The 17,168-nt window shown below is 41.5% G+C and carries 17 protein-coding genes and 2 pseudogenes; 6 read left to right on the top strand and 13 right to left on the bottom strand.

Annotated features, from left to right (window positions below):
- Positions 1–121 precede the first annotated feature (121 nt).
- Positions 122–2,734 carry a DEAD/DEAH box helicase gene (locus tag CDG79_RS25510; protein ID WP_094344622.1) on the bottom strand — a complete coding sequence of 871 codons (2,613 nt, stop codon included), beginning with the start codon at positions 2,732–2,734 and terminating at the stop codon, positions 122–124.
- 276 nt (positions 2,735–3,010) lie between these two features.
- Here CDG79_RS25510 and CDG79_RS25505 point away from each other — a divergent pair, with 276 nt between their 5' ends.
- The 6 genes from CDG79_RS25505 to CDG79_RS25480 all read left to right on the top strand — a co-directional run bounded on the left by CDG79_RS25505 (position 3,011) and on the right by CDG79_RS25480 (position 7,679).
- Positions 3,011–3,304 (top strand): hypothetical protein, encoded by a 294-nt coding sequence (locus CDG79_RS25505; protein WP_069069438.1) that lies wholly within the window; start codon positions 3,011–3,013, stop codon positions 3,302–3,304.
- A complete protein-coding gene (locus CDG79_RS25500; protein WP_069069437.1) occupies positions 3,301–3,651 on the top strand; it encodes a helix-turn-helix domain-containing protein in 351 nt (116 codons plus the stop codon). Before CDG79_RS25505 ends, CDG79_RS25500 begins: the two co-directional genes overlap by 4 nt.
- A gap of 44 nt (positions 3,652–3,695) precedes the next feature.
- Entirely contained in the window at positions 3,696–4,565 is an 870-nt protein-coding gene (locus CDG79_RS25495; protein ID WP_223278318.1) for an ImmA/IrrE family metallo-endopeptidase, read from the top strand.
- Positions 4,558–5,373, top strand: coding sequence for a thymidylate synthase (locus CDG79_RS25490; protein WP_094344621.1), 816 nt, complete (start codon positions 4,558–4,560; stop codon positions 5,371–5,373). Before CDG79_RS25495 ends, CDG79_RS25490 begins: the two co-directional genes overlap by 8 nt.
- A 91-nt stretch (positions 5,374–5,464) precedes the next feature.
- Positions 5,465–6,583, top strand: coding sequence for a nucleotide kinase domain-containing protein (locus tag CDG79_RS25485; RefSeq protein WP_094344620.1), 1,119 nt, complete (start codon positions 5,465–5,467; stop codon positions 6,581–6,583).
- Between the two features lie 205 nt (positions 6,584–6,788).
- Entirely contained in the window at positions 6,789–7,679 is an 891-nt protein-coding gene (locus tag CDG79_RS25480) for a nucleoside triphosphate pyrophosphohydrolase family protein (RefSeq protein ID WP_094344619.1), read from the top strand.
- A 245-nt stretch (positions 7,680–7,924) separates the two neighbouring features.
- Here CDG79_RS25480 and holA read toward each other — a convergent pair whose 3' ends face one another.
- From holA to CDG79_RS25425, 12 genes and pseudogenes are all read right to left on the bottom strand, one after another.
- Positions 7,925–8,878, bottom strand: a complete 954-nt coding sequence (gene holA, locus CDG79_RS25475; protein ID WP_094344618.1) for a DNA polymerase III subunit delta — start codon at positions 8,876–8,878, stop codon at positions 7,925–7,927.
- Positions 8,875–10,296, bottom strand: a complete 1,422-nt coding sequence (gene dnaX / locus CDG79_RS25470; protein WP_094344631.1) for a DNA polymerase III subunit gamma/tau — start codon at positions 10,294–10,296, stop codon at positions 8,875–8,877. The genes holA and dnaX overlap by 4 nt, the downstream gene beginning before the upstream one ends.
- Before the next feature lie 275 nt (positions 10,297–10,571).
- A complete protein-coding gene (locus CDG79_RS25465) occupies positions 10,572–10,925 on the bottom strand; it encodes a XisI protein (RefSeq protein ID WP_094344630.1) in 354 nt (117 codons plus the stop codon).
- A 19-nt stretch (positions 10,926–10,944) separates the two neighbouring features.
- Positions 10,945–11,022 (bottom strand): annotated as a pseudogene (locus CDG79_RS25460) (element excision factor XisH family protein); the annotation flags it as partial.
- A 321-nt stretch (positions 11,023–11,343) separates the two neighbouring features.
- A complete protein-coding gene (gene dnaN, locus CDG79_RS25455; RefSeq protein WP_223278317.1) occupies positions 11,344–12,513 on the bottom strand; it encodes a DNA polymerase III subunit beta in 1,170 nt (389 codons plus the stop codon).
- On the bottom strand, positions 12,503–12,796 hold the full coding sequence (locus CDG79_RS44015; RefSeq protein WP_223278316.1) for a hypothetical protein: 294 nt from the start codon (positions 12,794–12,796) through the stop codon (positions 12,503–12,505). Before CDG79_RS44015 ends, dnaN begins: the two co-directional genes overlap by 11 nt.
- A 203-nt stretch (positions 12,797–12,999) precedes the next feature.
- Positions 13,000–13,551, bottom strand: a complete 552-nt coding sequence (locus CDG79_RS25450; RefSeq protein ID WP_094344617.1) for a WGR domain-containing protein — start codon at positions 13,549–13,551, stop codon at positions 13,000–13,002.
- Positions 13,552–13,655: 104 nt separating this feature from the next.
- Positions 13,656–15,272, bottom strand: coding sequence for an AAA family ATPase (locus CDG79_RS25445; protein WP_094344616.1), 1,617 nt, complete (start codon positions 15,270–15,272; stop codon positions 13,656–13,658).
- 5 nt (positions 15,273–15,277) lie between these two features.
- Entirely contained in the window at positions 15,278–15,526 is a 249-nt protein-coding gene (locus tag CDG79_RS25440) for a hypothetical protein (protein WP_094344615.1), read from the bottom strand.
- A gap of 157 nt (positions 15,527–15,683) precedes the next feature.
- Entirely contained in the window at positions 15,684–15,890 is a 207-nt protein-coding gene (locus CDG79_RS25435) for a DUF2997 domain-containing protein (RefSeq protein WP_094344614.1), read from the bottom strand.
- Positions 15,891–15,893: 3 nt separating this feature from the next.
- Positions 15,894–16,340 carry a DUF1257 domain-containing protein gene (locus CDG79_RS25430; protein ID WP_094344613.1) on the bottom strand — a complete coding sequence of 149 codons (447 nt, stop codon included), beginning with the start codon at positions 16,338–16,340 and terminating at the stop codon, positions 15,894–15,896.
- Positions 16,341–16,662: 322 nt separating this feature from the next.
- Positions 16,663–17,168, bottom strand: a pseudogene (locus tag CDG79_RS25425) (hypothetical protein); the annotation flags it as partial.

Raw genomic sequence — 17,168 nt, 5'->3', positions numbered from 1 at the left:
TGTGGGAGTGCTTCAGCTACGCCCGTTATAGACATCGCGCTAATTCTAGATACCTGTAAAATTAAGCTGCAAGCGATGTCTACGACGATACTCATGTCAAACATCAGATGTAGCGACGATACTACGCCCCTGTGGAGGCAATGATCTCTGACCGACCGGAGGCGATCGCATCTAATAACAATAATCCCATTTGCTTCAATAAAGCAGTGTTACTATCAGGGCAACCATGTTGAATTAGACACTTGGCACAGCCAGTATCGCAATTGCAATCTCGTGCGATCGCTCTCGCAGCATCAGCAAGTTTTGGCAGATGTTTAAACACAGCTTCAGCCGCACCATTACCGCCATCACTGGTATCATAGAAATAGCCTGTGTAATTGTTATTTTCCCCTAACTCCTTCACTACTGTAAAATTCACCTGTTTTGGGTCAACTCTAGCCACCAGCTGTAACGCTCTCATAATTTGATGCCCAAAGCTGTGGATAGCAATCAAGGTACTGGAATATTCCCACAACTGTTGATAGCCTGGTGGAATCGGTTCTCCACTGCGGGTTAAATTGGTTCTAGTTTCCAAGGCATTGTGCTGGAGATATTCCCGCGCACTTGAGTTAATCGCTACTTTGACCATTGGTGCAGAAAATTGAGTACGGAAAGGCTGCTCAAACTTTTCTTCTGACAGGGTTTTCACAATTACAGCCTTACGTGTGAGTTTGCTACAAAGTGGACAACGACGTTCTTTAGGTAGCAGCTCTTTGTAGTTAAGACACCGCTTGTTCAAACAAGTCTGCTCATAGATTTGGGTCATTAAACTGTAACCACTGGTAATGTGCTTAACCTCACCAAAACTAAGTGACAGGGTTAAGTATTCCTGACAGTCATCAACTTCACTGACTTGAGAAAACAGCAATGGTAACTTCACCGGATCTGTTAGCACTGTTAGGCTACTGGTTTCTGATTCTGTAACTGCAACTGTAAACAGTGGGCTATCTGCTGTCTGTTTTAAAATTGCTTGTTTGCTGTTCAAGTCAAGGGAGATGCACTGATAAGTCAGCATTCGTCCATTGGCATCTTGTCGTTTGTAGATGGCTTGGGGATGGACTTCCCGGTGAGCAATATCTTCTGAGATTTCCTCTAGCTCTTCCCCAGTTTCTGCATCTACTAGCTTGATGGTAGTTTGGGATAAGCCACCCCGAAAGTTAACATCTTTATGGGGATAGCCTTTTGCCCACAGTCCATTACGACCTTTATTTAGATGCCCTTGGGCTAATAGGAGTTTTGCTACCTCGTAAGCTGCTGTGCCAAAGTAGTGCTTGATTTTATTAGTAGGAATACCAGTTTCTGCGGCTGCACACATCAAATGTTTAGCAGCAAAGATGGGATATTCGTCATTAAAGAAGACTTCCTCGGCTTCTGGCGATACCAGCATTTCTGGATGTTCTGCTACATAGCAGTCAATGGGATTGAAAGCATTGGGAAGCAGCACTGTCAGTCCAGGTTGTGAACGTCCGGCGCGGCCACTGCGTTGCTGGTATGCCATTTTGGAACCTGGCCAGCCACGCAAAATGCAACATTCTAATTCTGGTAGGTCAATTCCCGCTTCTAATGCTTCTGTGGCAATAATCCACTTGATTGTGCCAGACTGGAGTTGGTCAACTACTTCTGCCCGACGCTCAGAAGTTATGCCACTGTAGAAGGCGGCTACTTGGTTTGATTTGAGTAATTCTGTTAGTTCCCGCACGCTGCGACGGGAGTTACAAAAGGCGATACCTGACTTATTTTGATTGAGTAAAAATTGAATTATTCGAGCGGTGTCACCAGTCAGATTGTAACTGGGCTGAGTGATAATTATTTGTCTAGATGGTGAAGCGGCTCCACTTTTGCGAATCCAAATTAGGGGTTTGGGGTTGAGTTTAGTGGGTTTTAAACCGGAGATTTTCAGAGCCAGTTGTTTAGGATTACCACAAGTGGCGCTGAGGAAGATAAATTGCAGTTTCTTGGAGTCACCACCGTAATGATCTACTGCTAGTTTAATGCGACGAATCAGCCAGGACATATTTGCGCCATAGCTACCTGAGAGGGTGTGAGCTTCGTCAATCAGTACATAGCGCAATCGCTGATAAAAGTTTGCCCAATGCGCTGATTTCCAGGCTTGCTTGAGTTGAAAGTGGATTAATTCTGGAGTGACACCTAAAATATGCGGTTCACTCTTGAGGATTTGTTCTCGTTTTTCTGATTTGACATCTCCAACGATCATTGCCAGTATAGGTCTGGATTGTGTTGGTATGGTAGAGAGTAATTCAGAGATTTTGTGGAACTGGTCTAGTGCTAAGGCTCGTAGTCCATAAAATGCTAATGCTCGATGTTCTTCATTGATACAACCTTCCAGAATTGCGGGGTATGTGCTGAGAGTTTTGCCACTGGCTGTGGGAGAGGTGAGGATTAAACTTTTACCTTGTCTAATTGCTTGTAAGGCTTGAAGTTGGTGAGAGTAAAGTTGGGTAATTCCTAATGAGTGAAGTGCTTTAATTAATTTATTTGGTAGGTCATTAGGGATATTTTTCAGATTAGGTTCTTTGGCAGAGATAGTTTGCTGCCAGAGTAAATCTTCACCTAGAAATCCAGCAATATCTGTTGGTTCAGTAGGATGGTTATTTGAGTTGGAATTTTCTGTAATGTGTGTACGAGGTGGTGTCCAAAAGCTTTGTAGCAGGGCATTGTAGTTGGGCGTGGTCATAGTCGTAGTCTTCGCTCACTGCCCTAAAAAATCCCCCATTGGGGGAGTGCTACTGAAAAAATATGTATTTATTATAACCTTTGCTACGTATTGCCTCACCCTGGGCATAAGAATATTCAGCACACAGTGCGCTACATATAACTTACCTCTGGTCGGTTTCAAGGACTTTGAGATGATTAACATCTAAATGCCTAAATATTACCCTGAACTCCGATTGACATTTTATCCTACGCTTGGTAAGATTTTCTTACCAACGGTAATATAGTGTGCTGCACTATGACCCCAGAAAATGTAAAGGTCAAGCTCATAGAAGTGTTTAAAGAAATCCAGAGCGATAGCGGATATGAAGGACAGCCAATCACAGAAACAACTTGTCCTATCAATGATTTAGCATGGCTTGACAGTTACCTCTGGCCTGTTGCCATCACTATGTTGGCTACGGAACTTAACGTGAACATCCCTAATGACAAAAACATTTTTTTGTCAGAGGATTGCACGCGGCGACTCACCATCAACGAATCAGCTGATGTAGTTTGTGAAATCGTCAGTAAAGAGGAGAAACGGAGATGACTGAAGCAAAAGACAAGAAAGCAATAATTGCTTCTCGCATTCGCGAAGCACGTAAGATGGCAGGTTTGTCTCAGGCTCAGGTAGCTCAAACTCTTGGTCTACATCGACCCTCTATTTCTGAAATAGAGGCTGGCAAGAGAAATGCTTCCGCCGAAGAAATTACAAAGCTTGCAGAAATTTTTGATGTCAGTGTGTCATGGCTACTTGGTGAAGGTGCGAATAAGGTCGATGTCCATGACAATAAACTTCAGCTTGCTGCTAGAGAACTCCAAAAGCTTAAGCCAGAAGATTTAGACCGACTGTTAACATTACTTGCTTCAATGCGAACGGGGAGAGACAACCTGTGATTAGTAATATTAGTTACCTTGATACCAAGTGTAGGAAAAAATCTGTGGCTAATCAGAGGCAAGAATTGGCTCAACAGGCCATGCTTAAATCAATCGATATTCGGAAACAAGCTGGTCTAGACCTTAAAAGTCCAGCTTGTATCTATAACTTGTGCGACAAACTCAATGTGAAAGTTAAGTTTGTTGATATTAGTAGCATGGAAGGCATATATCTCAAAGGAGATGAACCACAAATATGGCTTTCTGCGCTGCGACCCCTTACTAGGCGTAACTTTACCTGCGCTCATGAACTCGGACACCACGTTTTTGGACACAGTTCAACGATTGATGAACTAACAGAGGATTCGGAGAAATCTAAGACTTTCCATCCTGACGAGTTTCTGGTTGACTCCTTTGCAGGTTTCTTACTTATGCCAACTTTGGGGGTGAGAAAAGCATTTGCTTCGCGTGGCTGGGATATTGCTTCAGCAACGCCACTTCAGATTTTCACGATTGCCTGTAGTTTTGGTGTTGGGTACGAGACTCTGATCAATCACATGACTTATACCCTAAAAATGATTAATCGCATCAAAGCTGCGTCACTTCTAAAATCTACACCCAAGTCTATCCGCCAAGATTTTCTTGGGCGTTCATCAGCAGAACCGTTGATAATTGCTGATGCACATTGGTCAATGCCTACACTTGATGCTGAAGTTGGAAGTCATCTTCTACTACCAAACACAGCAGAAGCAACGAACGACACTATCACTTTCCAAGAAAATCACTCACAGGGTCGTCTCTTCCAAGCTAACCGTCCTGGTATTGTGCGCGTTTACTGTCGTGACGCTGAGTGGGCAGCTTTTGTTCGGGTTTCGCGTTATCAGTTTGTAGGACTAAGCAAATATCGCCATCTTGAGGAGCCGGAAGATGAGTAATAGTGCGCCTCTCCCCATTAACGAAACAAACCTCTCTTGCGCTTGGAGTCGTATATTTCTACACATTATCGATAATCCTGGCAAAGAAATTTCGCCATTGGTGGTTAGTTTAACAGGTTTTAGCAGCGGTATTGTAAATGAAGACAAATCAGTTCGAGATGCTCTTGATAATTGCCTTGTAAAGAACAAAAAACAAAAAATTCACACAGTTGCAAATACGATTTTTCCTAGCTCTCTCTGGCGAATGGCTAAGTATGACCGAAAGAAATTATTTGAGATTTATCTTAATGCTCTTCCCAGATACAAAGCTGCTGAACCGTCGAAAAACCGACGTGGTATTTACTTTGAAAGGCTGATTGATTTTGGTTCTGGGCCCCACAATGGCAACCAACTCGAACACATCATTTTTGAGTATAATTCACACCCAAAAATCAGAAGAAGTATGTTTCAAGCTTCTATCTTTGATCCAGGGCGAGACCATATTCCTAATTGTAGGCAACTAGGCTTTCCTTGTTTACAACATGTTAGCTTTGTCCCAAATAATCAAGATAAAAGCCTTGTTTTAAATGCTTTTTATGCTACCCAACAACTTTTTGATAAGGCATACGGCAACTACTTGGGACTATGCAGATTAGGCGATTTCATGGCTCACGAAATGGGACTGACGTTTGACCGGATGAACTGCTTCGTAGGTGTAGCAAAATTAGAAAGAATTGGAACAAAATCGCCAACTTTAACTCCAGTTATAGAGGCGGCTCGGAATATTATGCAACAAACAACTTGCGAACATACAATAGATAAAACATAGCTTTTTTCCAGACAAGCTTAACAAAAGATATTTACGGGTGAGAGTACTTTACGGATTTAAGGAAACAGAAATGTTTCTTTAGAGAGATAAAATGGGAACAAAACGTCAGAAACAATCTAGCGAAAACGCCAATCAAAACAAACAGTTAAGTCTTGGAATTGGCGATAGTGGAGAAAAACCTATCTCATCGCCAGTTATCATTTCACATATTCTACCCGCCAAGCCTACAGTTGTATTCAATACTTATTGGCAATTCGCTGCCGAACGACAAAAGATATTTTACAAGAAGCTAGAAAATGCACAAGTGCCTTGGACTGATGATCCAATTCTTTCCACATACAAATTTACCAATGCCTACCGCGCAAGCGACCGCACGAGCCAGTACTTGATACGAAATGTCATCTATCGGGACGATCTACCATCTTCAATCAATGAGGTATTCTTTAGAATTATCCTCTTCAAAATTTTCAACAAAATTGAAACTTGGCAGCTTCTAGAAAAAAATATTGGACATATTACTTATGCTGACTATTGCTTTGAACGCTACGATAAAATCCTCACAGAAACCATGCAGTCCGGTCAGACTATCTATTCTGCGGCATATATCATGCCATCGGGTGGCAAAACATTTGGATATACTACAAAGCACCGCAATAATCTCAAGTTGATTGAAAAGATGATGACTGATGATCTGCCACAGAAGCTAGCAGATTCACGGAATATGCACCAGGGTTTCGATTTATTACATAATTATCCAACTATTGGCGATTTTTTGGCATACCAGTTTATAACTGATGTTAACTATAGCGAGATTACTAGCTATAGCGAGATGGAGTTTGTAATTCCTGGTCCTGGTGCGCTTGATGGTATCCGCAAATGTTTTCTTGATCTGGGTGGTTTAAACGAACCAGAAATTATTAAATTCATGGCAGATATCCAAGAATCTGAGTTTGAGCGATTAGGACTAAATTATCATTCCCTTTGGGGACGGAGACTGCAATTAATCGACTGCCAAAATCTATTTTGTGAGGTAGATAAGTATTCTCGGATGAAACACCCTGAAATATCGGGAATATCAGGAAGAACACGTATAAAGCAAAAGTATTCAGTTAACGTACAACCAATTAGTTATTGGTATCCACCAAAATGGAAAATTAACCAAGCTATTGAAGAGGATATAAAAATTCAAGCTGCTTCCAAATCTAAATAGAAGGTATTACTAAACGAGGGGTGCAAATTTAAAAAATGTAAAATTATTTGCCCTCCTTGCAAAAGTTTCTAATCAACTCCGATAACTCTACAGAAGGCTTTGCTTCAGCAACTTTAGCATGGCCAAGTGAGCCTGCTTTCAGACTCTATTTTTTCATGCCCATAATCAGCAACACCAAATATAATCTCAAGATAAGGAGTGGATAATGGATTTTCGTAAGTATCAACAACAAGCCCTGAAAACTGATCAAGTTCCTACTAAAAGTGGAGATGGAATAATCATACCTCTGCTGGGTTTGGTTGGTGAAGCAGGTTCACTCCTCGCTGAATATAAAAAGCATCTCCGAGATAAAGATGCACATAAACTTTTTAAAGATTGTGTTGCAGAAGAGTTAGGGGATTTACTTTGGTACGTTGCTAACGTAGCCAGTAAATTTGATCTAGATTTGGCAGAAATTGCACAAATTAATCTGAATAAGTGTCGTGACCGTTGGGGAAGAAGAGATTCAGTACAAATAGATAGTCAAACTACAGCCTACATATTTGATAGTAACTTTTCCGAACACGAAAGTTTACCGCGACAGTTTGAGCTATATCTTACTGAAGTGAGCGAAGATAACTCAGTGAAAGTGAGAGCATTTATTAATGGTCAACAGATTGGAAATTACCTTACCGATAACTCCTACTTTAGTGATGGCTATCGCTTTCATGATATTTTTCATTTGTCCTATGCTGCTGTTTTGGGATGGTCGCCAGTCATTCGCAGTAACCTTAAACGCAAGCGTAAAAGTAATCCTCGTATTGACGAGGTTGAAGATGGTGGTCGGGCAATAGCTATTGATGAAGGTATATCAGCGCTTGTATTCAGCTATGCCAAGGATCATGGGTTTTTGGAAGGAGTTGTAACGATAGATGACCAACTCCTGAAAACTATAAAAAATATGACCTTGCATTTAGAAGTTCGAGAGTGTTCGCTAGGTGATTGGGAGAAGGCAATTGTTGATGGCTATAAAGTTTGGCGACAAGTAGAAAAAAATGGGGGCGGTAAGGTTATTATTGACATTGATGCAAGTTCGATAAGTTATCAAGCAAAATAAAGTGGTAAACAGATCGTTTAATACCTCCTCCAGCTGGCGTAAGTAAAAGTGGTGGTTCACATCAAGCGTTCACAGAAACCTGGCTGACTGTTATGGTACTTACCATATGTCTTATTTCCTTTGCCTCCTGCCTTTTACCAACGTGAAATATTGACTTGGACTTACTTAAATAACTGATTTTGGATTTTAGACCGGAATCAAATATACAATCCAAAATCCAAAACTATCAGTCAACTTTATGTTGATTAAGTTAACTTAAATAACCTGCTAACACTAAGAATTATTAGCAGTAAATCCTTACTTTCAGCACCTCTCTTAATAGACATCTCCAAATCCAGCACCATAGTCACTGCTTTAGCTAAAGCATTGATGCTTGTATTTGCTACCTCCTGACGCAAATAGTAAATGCGATTAGGATTGCTGATATTGCATAGTTGAGCTAATTCACTATCTTTCTTAATCCCAGAAACAATCGCAGACTTAACCCACAGCCAAGTTCTAAACTGTGTTAGGAGAGTAGCAACAATCACCATTAATGGTTCCGAGCGTGACAGTAAATCATCCAGCAGGTGCAAAACCTGATTGCTTTCTCCTTGGCGAATAGCAGATGCCAGTTGTAGGCTACTTTGAGTCTGACATGGCACTAACTCTTTTACTTCTGCAAGTTCAAGTTGTCTGCCATTACCATAAATATACAGTTTGCGTAACTCAGTAGCTGCACGAGTCATGTCGTTACCAATTGCTTCTGCTAAATATTCCACTGCACCCTTTGACAGCACCAGCTTGATTTTTTTAGCGTGAGTAGCGATCGCCTTTTCAATTAAATCAGTACGCCAAGGTGGTATCAATGGAAACTCAAACAACTTGGCATACTTGACAAGATGTTTGTAAATCTTCAGGCGCTTATCTACATTGGTGGCGACAAACACCAGAATTGTGAATTCAGGCACTTGAACAAGCTGCTGCAAAGTTTCTAACTCAGTATCACCCCACTGCTTGAGGTGGCAATTTTCCACAATCACCAGTTTTTTACCACCAGTCAGGGAACGAGTGCGAGCTACGCTGATAGCTCGGTCAACGCGATCGGCTGGAAATCGGTGATAGCAAAGTGTGAGCCATTGGGAATCAATCTCTGCTTTGTATTCGTTTAGCTGTTCCTGAATAGCGTGTTGGTCGTCACCTGTCAACAATACAATCATGCTTTTACCCTCCCGTTACTGCTCTTGTTGGCAGTTTTAATTAACACAGTCATTGGTTGTTGACTTTGGGTAGCTCGTTGCAGCATTTTAGCGATCGCCTCTTTACTACTCTCAAACTTATTCAGGTAAGCTGGTGTAACCTCTAAAATTGCCTTGTCACCTTGCAATTTAACGAGATGAGCATGAGCCAACAGCTTTTGATTACTGGGTTTAGCTGTATCCATCACCTGCTGCCAAATTTGAGCCAAGTTAGTAGTCTGAGCTGCAACTGTTGGTAACAATTTGTCATCTACAGGTTTAACAGTTAGCGTCTTGGTTGCGCTGACAGGCAATAAACTGGGTATCAGGTTCAGTAAGCAAACTTCTAGCCACACAGCAGCATTTACTGTGTACCGCAGATAGTTTTCTGCTTTTTGTAACTCTGTTAGAGACAAGTTAAGCGTCTCGAAATTCCAGTGATTTGCTAAAACCTTGAGTTGAGCATAGCTAACACAACCAGTTAGCAAGGATTGCTCTTTGGGTGCAGACTTGATAATCAATAAATCTCGGTATGTTTGCAGTAAGTTAGAGAGAATCAATTTGGGCGTTTTACCAGAATCTACTAAAACTCTTGCTACTTGCAGCAAGTTAAAGGTGTTGTTGGTGGATATTGCCTGTAAAATTGACATTAATTCTGTTTCTGTCACACCACCAGCGATTTCCATGACATGATTGGCAGTGATATCTTCATCTAAAAGACTCACCTGACCCAGTAATTGCAGTGCATCCCGCAATCCACCATCGCTGAGTCGGGCGATCGCTGTTAGTGCCTGATCATCAATAGAAATAGATTCTGCATCTGCTATAATACGCAGGTGCTGCACAATTGCCTGAACAGACAAAGTGCGGAAATTAAACACCTGACAACGGCTGACAATGGTAGGTAATACCTTGTGCAGTTCTGTTGTGCAGAGAATGAAGACAACATGAGGTGGCGGTTCTTCAATACACTTAAGTAAAGCATTGAAGGCATTACCAGTTAGACAATGGCACTCATCGAGAATAAAAATTCGGTAACGTCCTGCAACAGGTGCTAAGGTACTGCGCTCAATTAAAGCACGGGCATCATCTACACCATTATTAGAAGCAGCATCAATTTCACTGACATCTAGGCTATTACTGGTTTCAATTGAACGGCAGGATTGACAAATACCACAAGGTTGGTCAGTTGGTTTTTTAGTGTTGAGGCAATTTAGGGATTTAGCAAATATCCGAGCAGTTGAGGTTTTACCTGTGCCTCTAGAACCTGTAAACAAATAAGCTGGTGCAATTTGCAGGTATTTGACAGCATTAGTCAGAGCAGTTTTGATGTAGGGCTGTCCAACTAATTCGGCTATTGTCTGGGGTCTATATTTTTGATGTAGGGCGACTGTAGACATAGGATTCATTAACCTTAATTTGTCGCCATTACCCCTGTTAAGGGGGTGTAATTTTGACTCCAAAATAGGCTGATTTGCTCAACCGTTCCTAGTAGAATTTACCATACTCAGTGCTGAGTCCTGAGTGAATTAAAAAGTACGGCTGACTTATGTACTTGGTAAGAGCAACTCCCCTTGTGGGCGGAATCTTTTTATCAGGAGAAGGTTGATACTTTCCGAATTGTGGGCGGTCTTTCAACTCAGCACTTGAAACTCAACACTCTTCATTTGCCTCATTAAGCAGTAGCAAATTCTGTTAAACCTCGTTTACTGGGATGATGAAAACCCAAAACAATATCGGCTTGGGGTATGCCGGCTGATAGCAAATCATCAACAACGCATAAATTAGTTGCATCTTCTTCCACCCAAACTTTGCCGTTTTTAATGCAGAGATAGATGATAATATATTGTATCTGCTTTTTGTCATCCCAGCCAAATCGAAACCAAAGATATTGATCTCTTGTTTCATCAAAAGCCAAGCGATCGCTTACTTCAACTCCCGGATCTTTTACAACTTGAGTATTAGTAGTTTCGTAATACTCAGTTAATATCTTCTTAATACCATTGCGGTATTGCTCTAGCTTATCCATTGCCAAATTTCCTCCTTTAAGGATCATCTGTGATAGTCCAACCGTCTTTTATCAATGCGTTCTTGACTTCATTATGGTATATGTCTTTTGCTGGCATGGTGGAACTATAGAGTAATACTCTGATTGTAAAGTGTTTACCATATTGGGTAACAATTAGATTCTAAAACATACTTTTCTATCTTTCCTTCTTGCACCCTGCTTTGCTTCATTTTTTCTTGATAAAACTGGATAACTTTGGTATTTTGGCGGCAAATAGTCGGATATTTACCGCCAAAATGCACAATTTCTATTTGTCAAAATCGAGGATTTTCGTTCATGTTGTCCAGTTTTGTCCAGAGTTGCTCAAATCCCCGTCTAAAATAAACACCACTCGTATCCAAAACACCCTACAAAACTTAAATATTACGGTTAACATTTATTAAGCATTTAGAGTGTACAGTGGCAGTAAGAATTGACGCATTTCCATTTGCAGTTCTGGATTTGGTCTATCTCCATAAGGAACCAACATCGCAGGATGATCTGATTGTTGCAAGTGCATTTTGATAGCAGAACTAGGAATTGCCTTGGCTGCTTCTACTAAATACTTGAGGTTAAACTGAATATTCAATGACATTTCTGATGGTAGATGAGCAGCAATAACCTGATCACCTTTGCCAAACTCCCGTTCAATTGATAATCGTAGCTGCTGCAAACTTCCATCAAACTGTAAGTAAATACCTTTCTCTTTTTTATCTGTTAACACAGCTAATCGTTCTAATGCTTTGACTAAGAATGCTTTTTCTAGGATTACTTCTCGGTCAAAGCTAAATCTTGCCAATAGCTGTTCGCAGTCAGGGTAAGTTCCTTCGAGACATTGACATCTGAGGATAATATCTTGCCAAGCAAAACCCAAGCGATTACTTTGGGCATCATACAACAGATTAATGAATTCGACAGAATCATCCAAGTTACGCGCTAGTTCTTTGAGGACTCGACCGGGAATAGTAAATTGTATCTCTGAAGATTCTACCTGTTTGAGGGGTTTTCTACCAATTCCTTGAGTTGAAAGTTCAGTGGTTGCAACTCGATGCCCATCAGTACCAATAAACTTTAACTTATCCTGTGTAAGTTGGATATGAACTCCGGTCAAGATATATTTATTTTCATCAGTGCTTACAGCATAAATTACACCTTTCAAACCATCTTTGAAAACTGTTTTTGGCAGAGGAATGGGAGTAGCATCAATTGTAGAACTAGGTGGGAACTCTTCAGCACTAATGCCTCTAATTTCATATTTTCCATCAGCATCAGATAAACTGAGAGAGCAGATTTTTGTTTGCTTATCCTCATCAATAAGCTGTATAATCTGAGTCTGACTACTGAGGCTAATATTACCATTAGGGCAATGCTTAACTATCTCAAATAGCATTTCCACTGGCACAGTAATTTCACCCTTGAGCAAAACCTGGGCTTCAAAACTTGCCTGAATTGTTAATGCTAAATCAGTAACAGTTAAATGTATCTGTTGTGTTTCGATATCTGCAATGATTAGAGCATTAGCAAGAATAGGATGGGTAGGTTTAGCTGGGGTAGCACAACTAACTTTCATAGAGCGCATCGTGAAATTTAGTTTGTGAGCAGATTACCTCCATTCCTGATTCTATAAGTGGTTGAGAGTTTAACTCTGATTTGGCAGAACGTTTATTAGTACGCTTATTTGAGATAGGCTCAGTTGAAGTATCAGCATCTGGAGATGTAGGTTTTTTCTTTTTACCTGTAGATATTTGTGGGATATTTGCTAATACTTCATTTTCGCCTTTAGGATTAGCTACACTTGTTTGTTTTGTCTGATTTGCAGGCTTTAACCTTTGTTTCGATGCTGTTTGAGTCATGATGATTTATTTCTGGTTGCGTCATTGTTAGAAAGGTGACTGCGATAGCAGAAAATAAAGGATGTGAAGTTTTGAATCAGATGCTTTTACTCTGTGAGACATAGAGAATTTTACTGATACATCCCATTTAACGACTCTCAGGTAAGCCTTTATTCTGATCGTAGCTTTGGGAATATCTGGCTCCGCTCCTGAATTATTCAGTTCTATAAATGCCTCCAAAAGTTTTTTCCAATGCTTTTTAAACTGATGAATTTGTTGTTATTAGCAGATTCTTCTGTAGTGTTATCAACCAGCACAGGATCAGTTTCCAACAAAGAGTTCAGCAGTGATAGTTGATGTTCAACATCTGCCACATCGCGGTATATTCGAGACGGGTCTATTTTCATTCCTAAAGGTGTAGGAACAATTTTTAAATATTGGTTTAATGTCTCTAGATAATTTCTATTGGCAAATTGTCTTTGTGCTACATAAGGGCGCAAAATCTCCAGTAATTGGATAGCTCTTTTGATTTCTAGAGAATCAGAAGTACTATCAATTTGAGGTTGGCTTTCTCGATAGCCTTTCATTTTCTTCTCAGCCACGAGATTATGAAATTTAGAAACTGCTTGTTGATAATTACCGAAAGAGTGAACTTTTTGCTGAGATTTGTAGCCGACCCTACCCCACTCAACAGTTAGATTACCTTGCTCAACTTTTGCACTCCAGAATTTGTTACTGTTCTGAGCCGCATTTACAAATATTAAGTAAACTTCCATATTTTTGACATAATTTAGAGTAACGTATTGCCATGTCAAATGAATATCTCAACAACAGATGTTCATTTGACAAAAGCTTCAAATCATTACTAATTTTGGAATACCTAATTAGTACGGAACCTAGAAGTACGAAGACCTTTCTTAGACACCTGCACAGGACTGGAAGCTGGTCGCGCAATCTTTGACCAAGACTGCATCCGCTCAACAGCAGCAGCATCTTGAACAGCTAAAGGGGTGATGTTTTGCTGACAATTTTCTAAATCAGCCAGTGTAACCTGCTGAGGTCTTCCCTCATCGAAAGCCAGTAGAGCTGCTTCTGATGCCAGGGTTTCTAACTCAGCACCACTAAACTTGTCAGTAGCAGCAGCGATCGCCTCTAAATATTCCTGTGGAACTTCTATACCAAACCGTTCCAAATGAATCTTGAGAATCTGGCAACGTTCCAACTCAGTAGGCAGGTCAACGAAGAAATTCTCATCAAACCGCCCTTTCCTTTTGAACTCAATAGGCAGCGCTGTTGGATCATTACAAGTTGCCACCACAAACACCCCTGCCGTACACTCAGACATGAAAGTGAGGATATTTCCCAAAATTCTTTGTGAGACTCCAGAGGTATCACCATTAGCTGAAAGTGCTTTCTCAACCTCATCAATCCACAAGATACAGGGTGCGATCGCTTCAGCAGTCTTGAGTGCGCGGCGGACATTGCCCTCAGATTCTCCAACCAGGCTACCAAGCATCGAGGCAATGTCTAATTGCAGCAGTGGAAGATTGAGTATGGTTGCAATGTTTTTTGCTACTATCGATTTACCCGTCCCTGGTGGCCCTGCCAGTAACACACCTTTAGGCTGAGGTAGATTTAGCGATCGCGCTTCTTGGGAAAATAACCGACGGCGGCGTTGCAACCAATCCCGTAACAGGTCTAGTCCACCAAAGGGTATGGTCGCTGATTTACCCAATTCGATACCCATCTGAGACAGTAGGCGGGTTTTGTATTCGACAACCAAAGGGATGACCGTAGTATCAATTACTATACCTTTAGAAGTTAATCGCTCCTTAACAGTCAGCCGGAGAAAGTCGCTGATTTCCTCCAGCGTCAAGCCTAATGCTGCTCTTGCCAAGGTTTCTTTATCTTCAGTTGTGAGAGATACGGTAAAAGTTACCTCTTGCTCACTGGCAGATTCTTGCAAATACAGCAAATATGATTCTAAGTGGTCTTGAATTTGCTCAATGCTGGGCAAAGGAACTTCACAGCAAGGAATTAGTCTCAGCAGGGATTCGTGCAGTTGAATGTTTTGACCTAAAAACACAATTCGCTTTTCAGTCGGTTTGAGGCGATGGTACAAGTTTTTTACTCTGGTGAGGATTTCCCAACTCAATTGCAGGGAGTTTTTACCCACAAAAGGGTGAACATCTCCCAGGATGAAAACCCCATTACCGCCGAAATTGTTGATGTACTCGAACACATATATTAAAGGGTCTATGTTATGAGGCTTTTTATACGTCTCGACTGACTTGAACACCAGTCCACCGTCGTCAGCAATCAGACATTGCTCCAAGCCAGAAACTCCCAAATTCCAGAAGTACACAGGACTGTTAAGTTTGTCCATCACTTCAGTAGTTAACCACTGAATGATAGTGGCTTCTTCGGGGGACAGAACATCTATTGCCACGATAGGTATTTGAGAGTCAATGGTGGTAATCAGGTTTGATAGTTTCATTGTTGCTAATTTTGATCGGGTACGGGAGAAAGTTTTTCGTGAGTGGTAACAAGATGCACGACTACTTCGTAAACTTCGGCATCGCCGTTAAACACTTCAGCAACTCCAGAAGAATTTGGATGAGCAATGGCGGAAATTAGGGCATTGACTAAAGCGCACAGTCCCTCCGCATTTCCTTTGATAATTACTGGTTGCCGCGCTCCTTTTGAGGGATAAATATGGAGCATCGGATAATCTTCAGGTAGTTCGCTCATACAAAAATTGTGCAGGGGGACGAGCAAAATCCCTCCATCAAATGTTAAATGGTGGAATTGCACCCTTGTTTAGATGAAAAACAAGGAGGACAGGGAAGACCAGGGAGAATTATTGAAGATATCTCTCCGTTGTCTACCCCCTCTCCCTTATCATTATTTATTGGTGCAGCCGTTGTTGATGAGTAATGATGCTACGAAGTTGTTGCTGAGATTCTGGTTTGTAAGTGCGATCGCCTTGCACTATGCCCAAAGCTTCCTCAAAGGGTTGCGTTGCTTCTAGACACGACAAACCCTCAAATCCCTCGGCTTCTATTTTCACTTCACCTGTAGCAGTGTCAAAATGTATCAATATTGCTCGTTCCATAAGTTACCTCCGTACTTGTTGAGTTTGCTGGTGTGCTGAAAATGCAAGACGCAGGGTATGTACCTGACCATTGGTTTGTTCTGTGATGGTGCATTCTCCCAGATGTTCTTGTAACTGGGCTGCTTTAGCGCGAACCATCTCCTTGCCGTAGGCTTGTATTAGGGTGTGCGAAAAGAAGTCTTCTCCTAGTCGGGGTACAGTTTCATAGGCATCATGGATCAGTTGATACACCCCTGCTTCTTGATCCCACCTAAACCCGATATCTGCACGGACACTTAAACTACGACCAGGGACAACAATCTCAGCACTTTGTCCTTGGGAGTCGTCGTAATAACCTCTCAGCGATTGTGGTTTTTCATAAACTTGGACAGTAAGCTGCAAATCTTGTAGAGCTTGTACTAAACATTCACGGTTAGTTAGTTTTGTAGTGACAGTTGAAAAGTGCGACATTTCCTACCTCTAAATACTGTGGACTGGTAAATTAATGCGAACAGTGGTGATAGACAAGGAAGCAAAAAGTTCCTTCCCCTCTCAGTTCCGTAGCAAGCTTGGGAAGTGTGGGCGCATTGTCTTCCTCTACAACGCCACTTGACGCCAGTCGCCTCTCCCAAGGGGAGACGCTGCGCGTAGCTTGCTTCCCCGTAGGGGTACAAGTCGGGAAACCCGCCCACAGCGCTGGCTCCTTTATGCCGGGAAACCCGTCCACCGCAGTGGCTCCCCCACACCTCGTTTTCGATCAAGGACGATACAGAAACGTTCTTGATTGTTTTTTCTAGCGAAGTTTGAGAGACATCGCTGTAGCTTTGGTTAAGCCCATACCCTCATCACTTGCTAATCGTTGGAGATGGCGTTGTTCATCCAGAAGCTTGGAGCAAATTTCATCCATTTTTTCCTGCAACTGAGAACGCCCTTGTGAATCCAGCTTTTTGGCATCCACAGAAGCGTTTTCGAGAACATTTTCTAGATGAGCCATCATTTGTCCAAGGCTGCTACCTGCTTCAAAACTGGCGTTAGCCAAAAGCATTTGGACTTTTTTGAAATGGCGTTCCATCTTCTTCTTGAAGTTGACTGGCTTGCGTCCTGGTTCCCAATTGCTCAAATCTTCGAGCAGATGAGCTGCTAATTGTTCTCCTCCTGCGATCGCTGATTCCCTCAGTGTTTGTTCTAAATTTCTGTCATACTGTTCGATAAACCGAGTTATTTGCCCTAAGCATTCAGCTTGTTTCTCTGACAATTGTTCACTGATGGCGGGAATAATGACAGGACGACCAATTACTA

The sequence above is a fragment of the Nostoc sp. 'Peltigera membranacea cyanobiont' 232 genome (genome assembly GCF_002245985.1).
In the GTDB taxonomy this organism is placed as follows: domain Bacteria; phylum Cyanobacteriota; class Cyanobacteriia; order Cyanobacteriales; family Nostocaceae; genus Nostoc.
The sequence above is the reverse complement of the archived record's forward strand: the minus strand, read 5'-3'. Positions and strand labels throughout refer to the sequence as shown.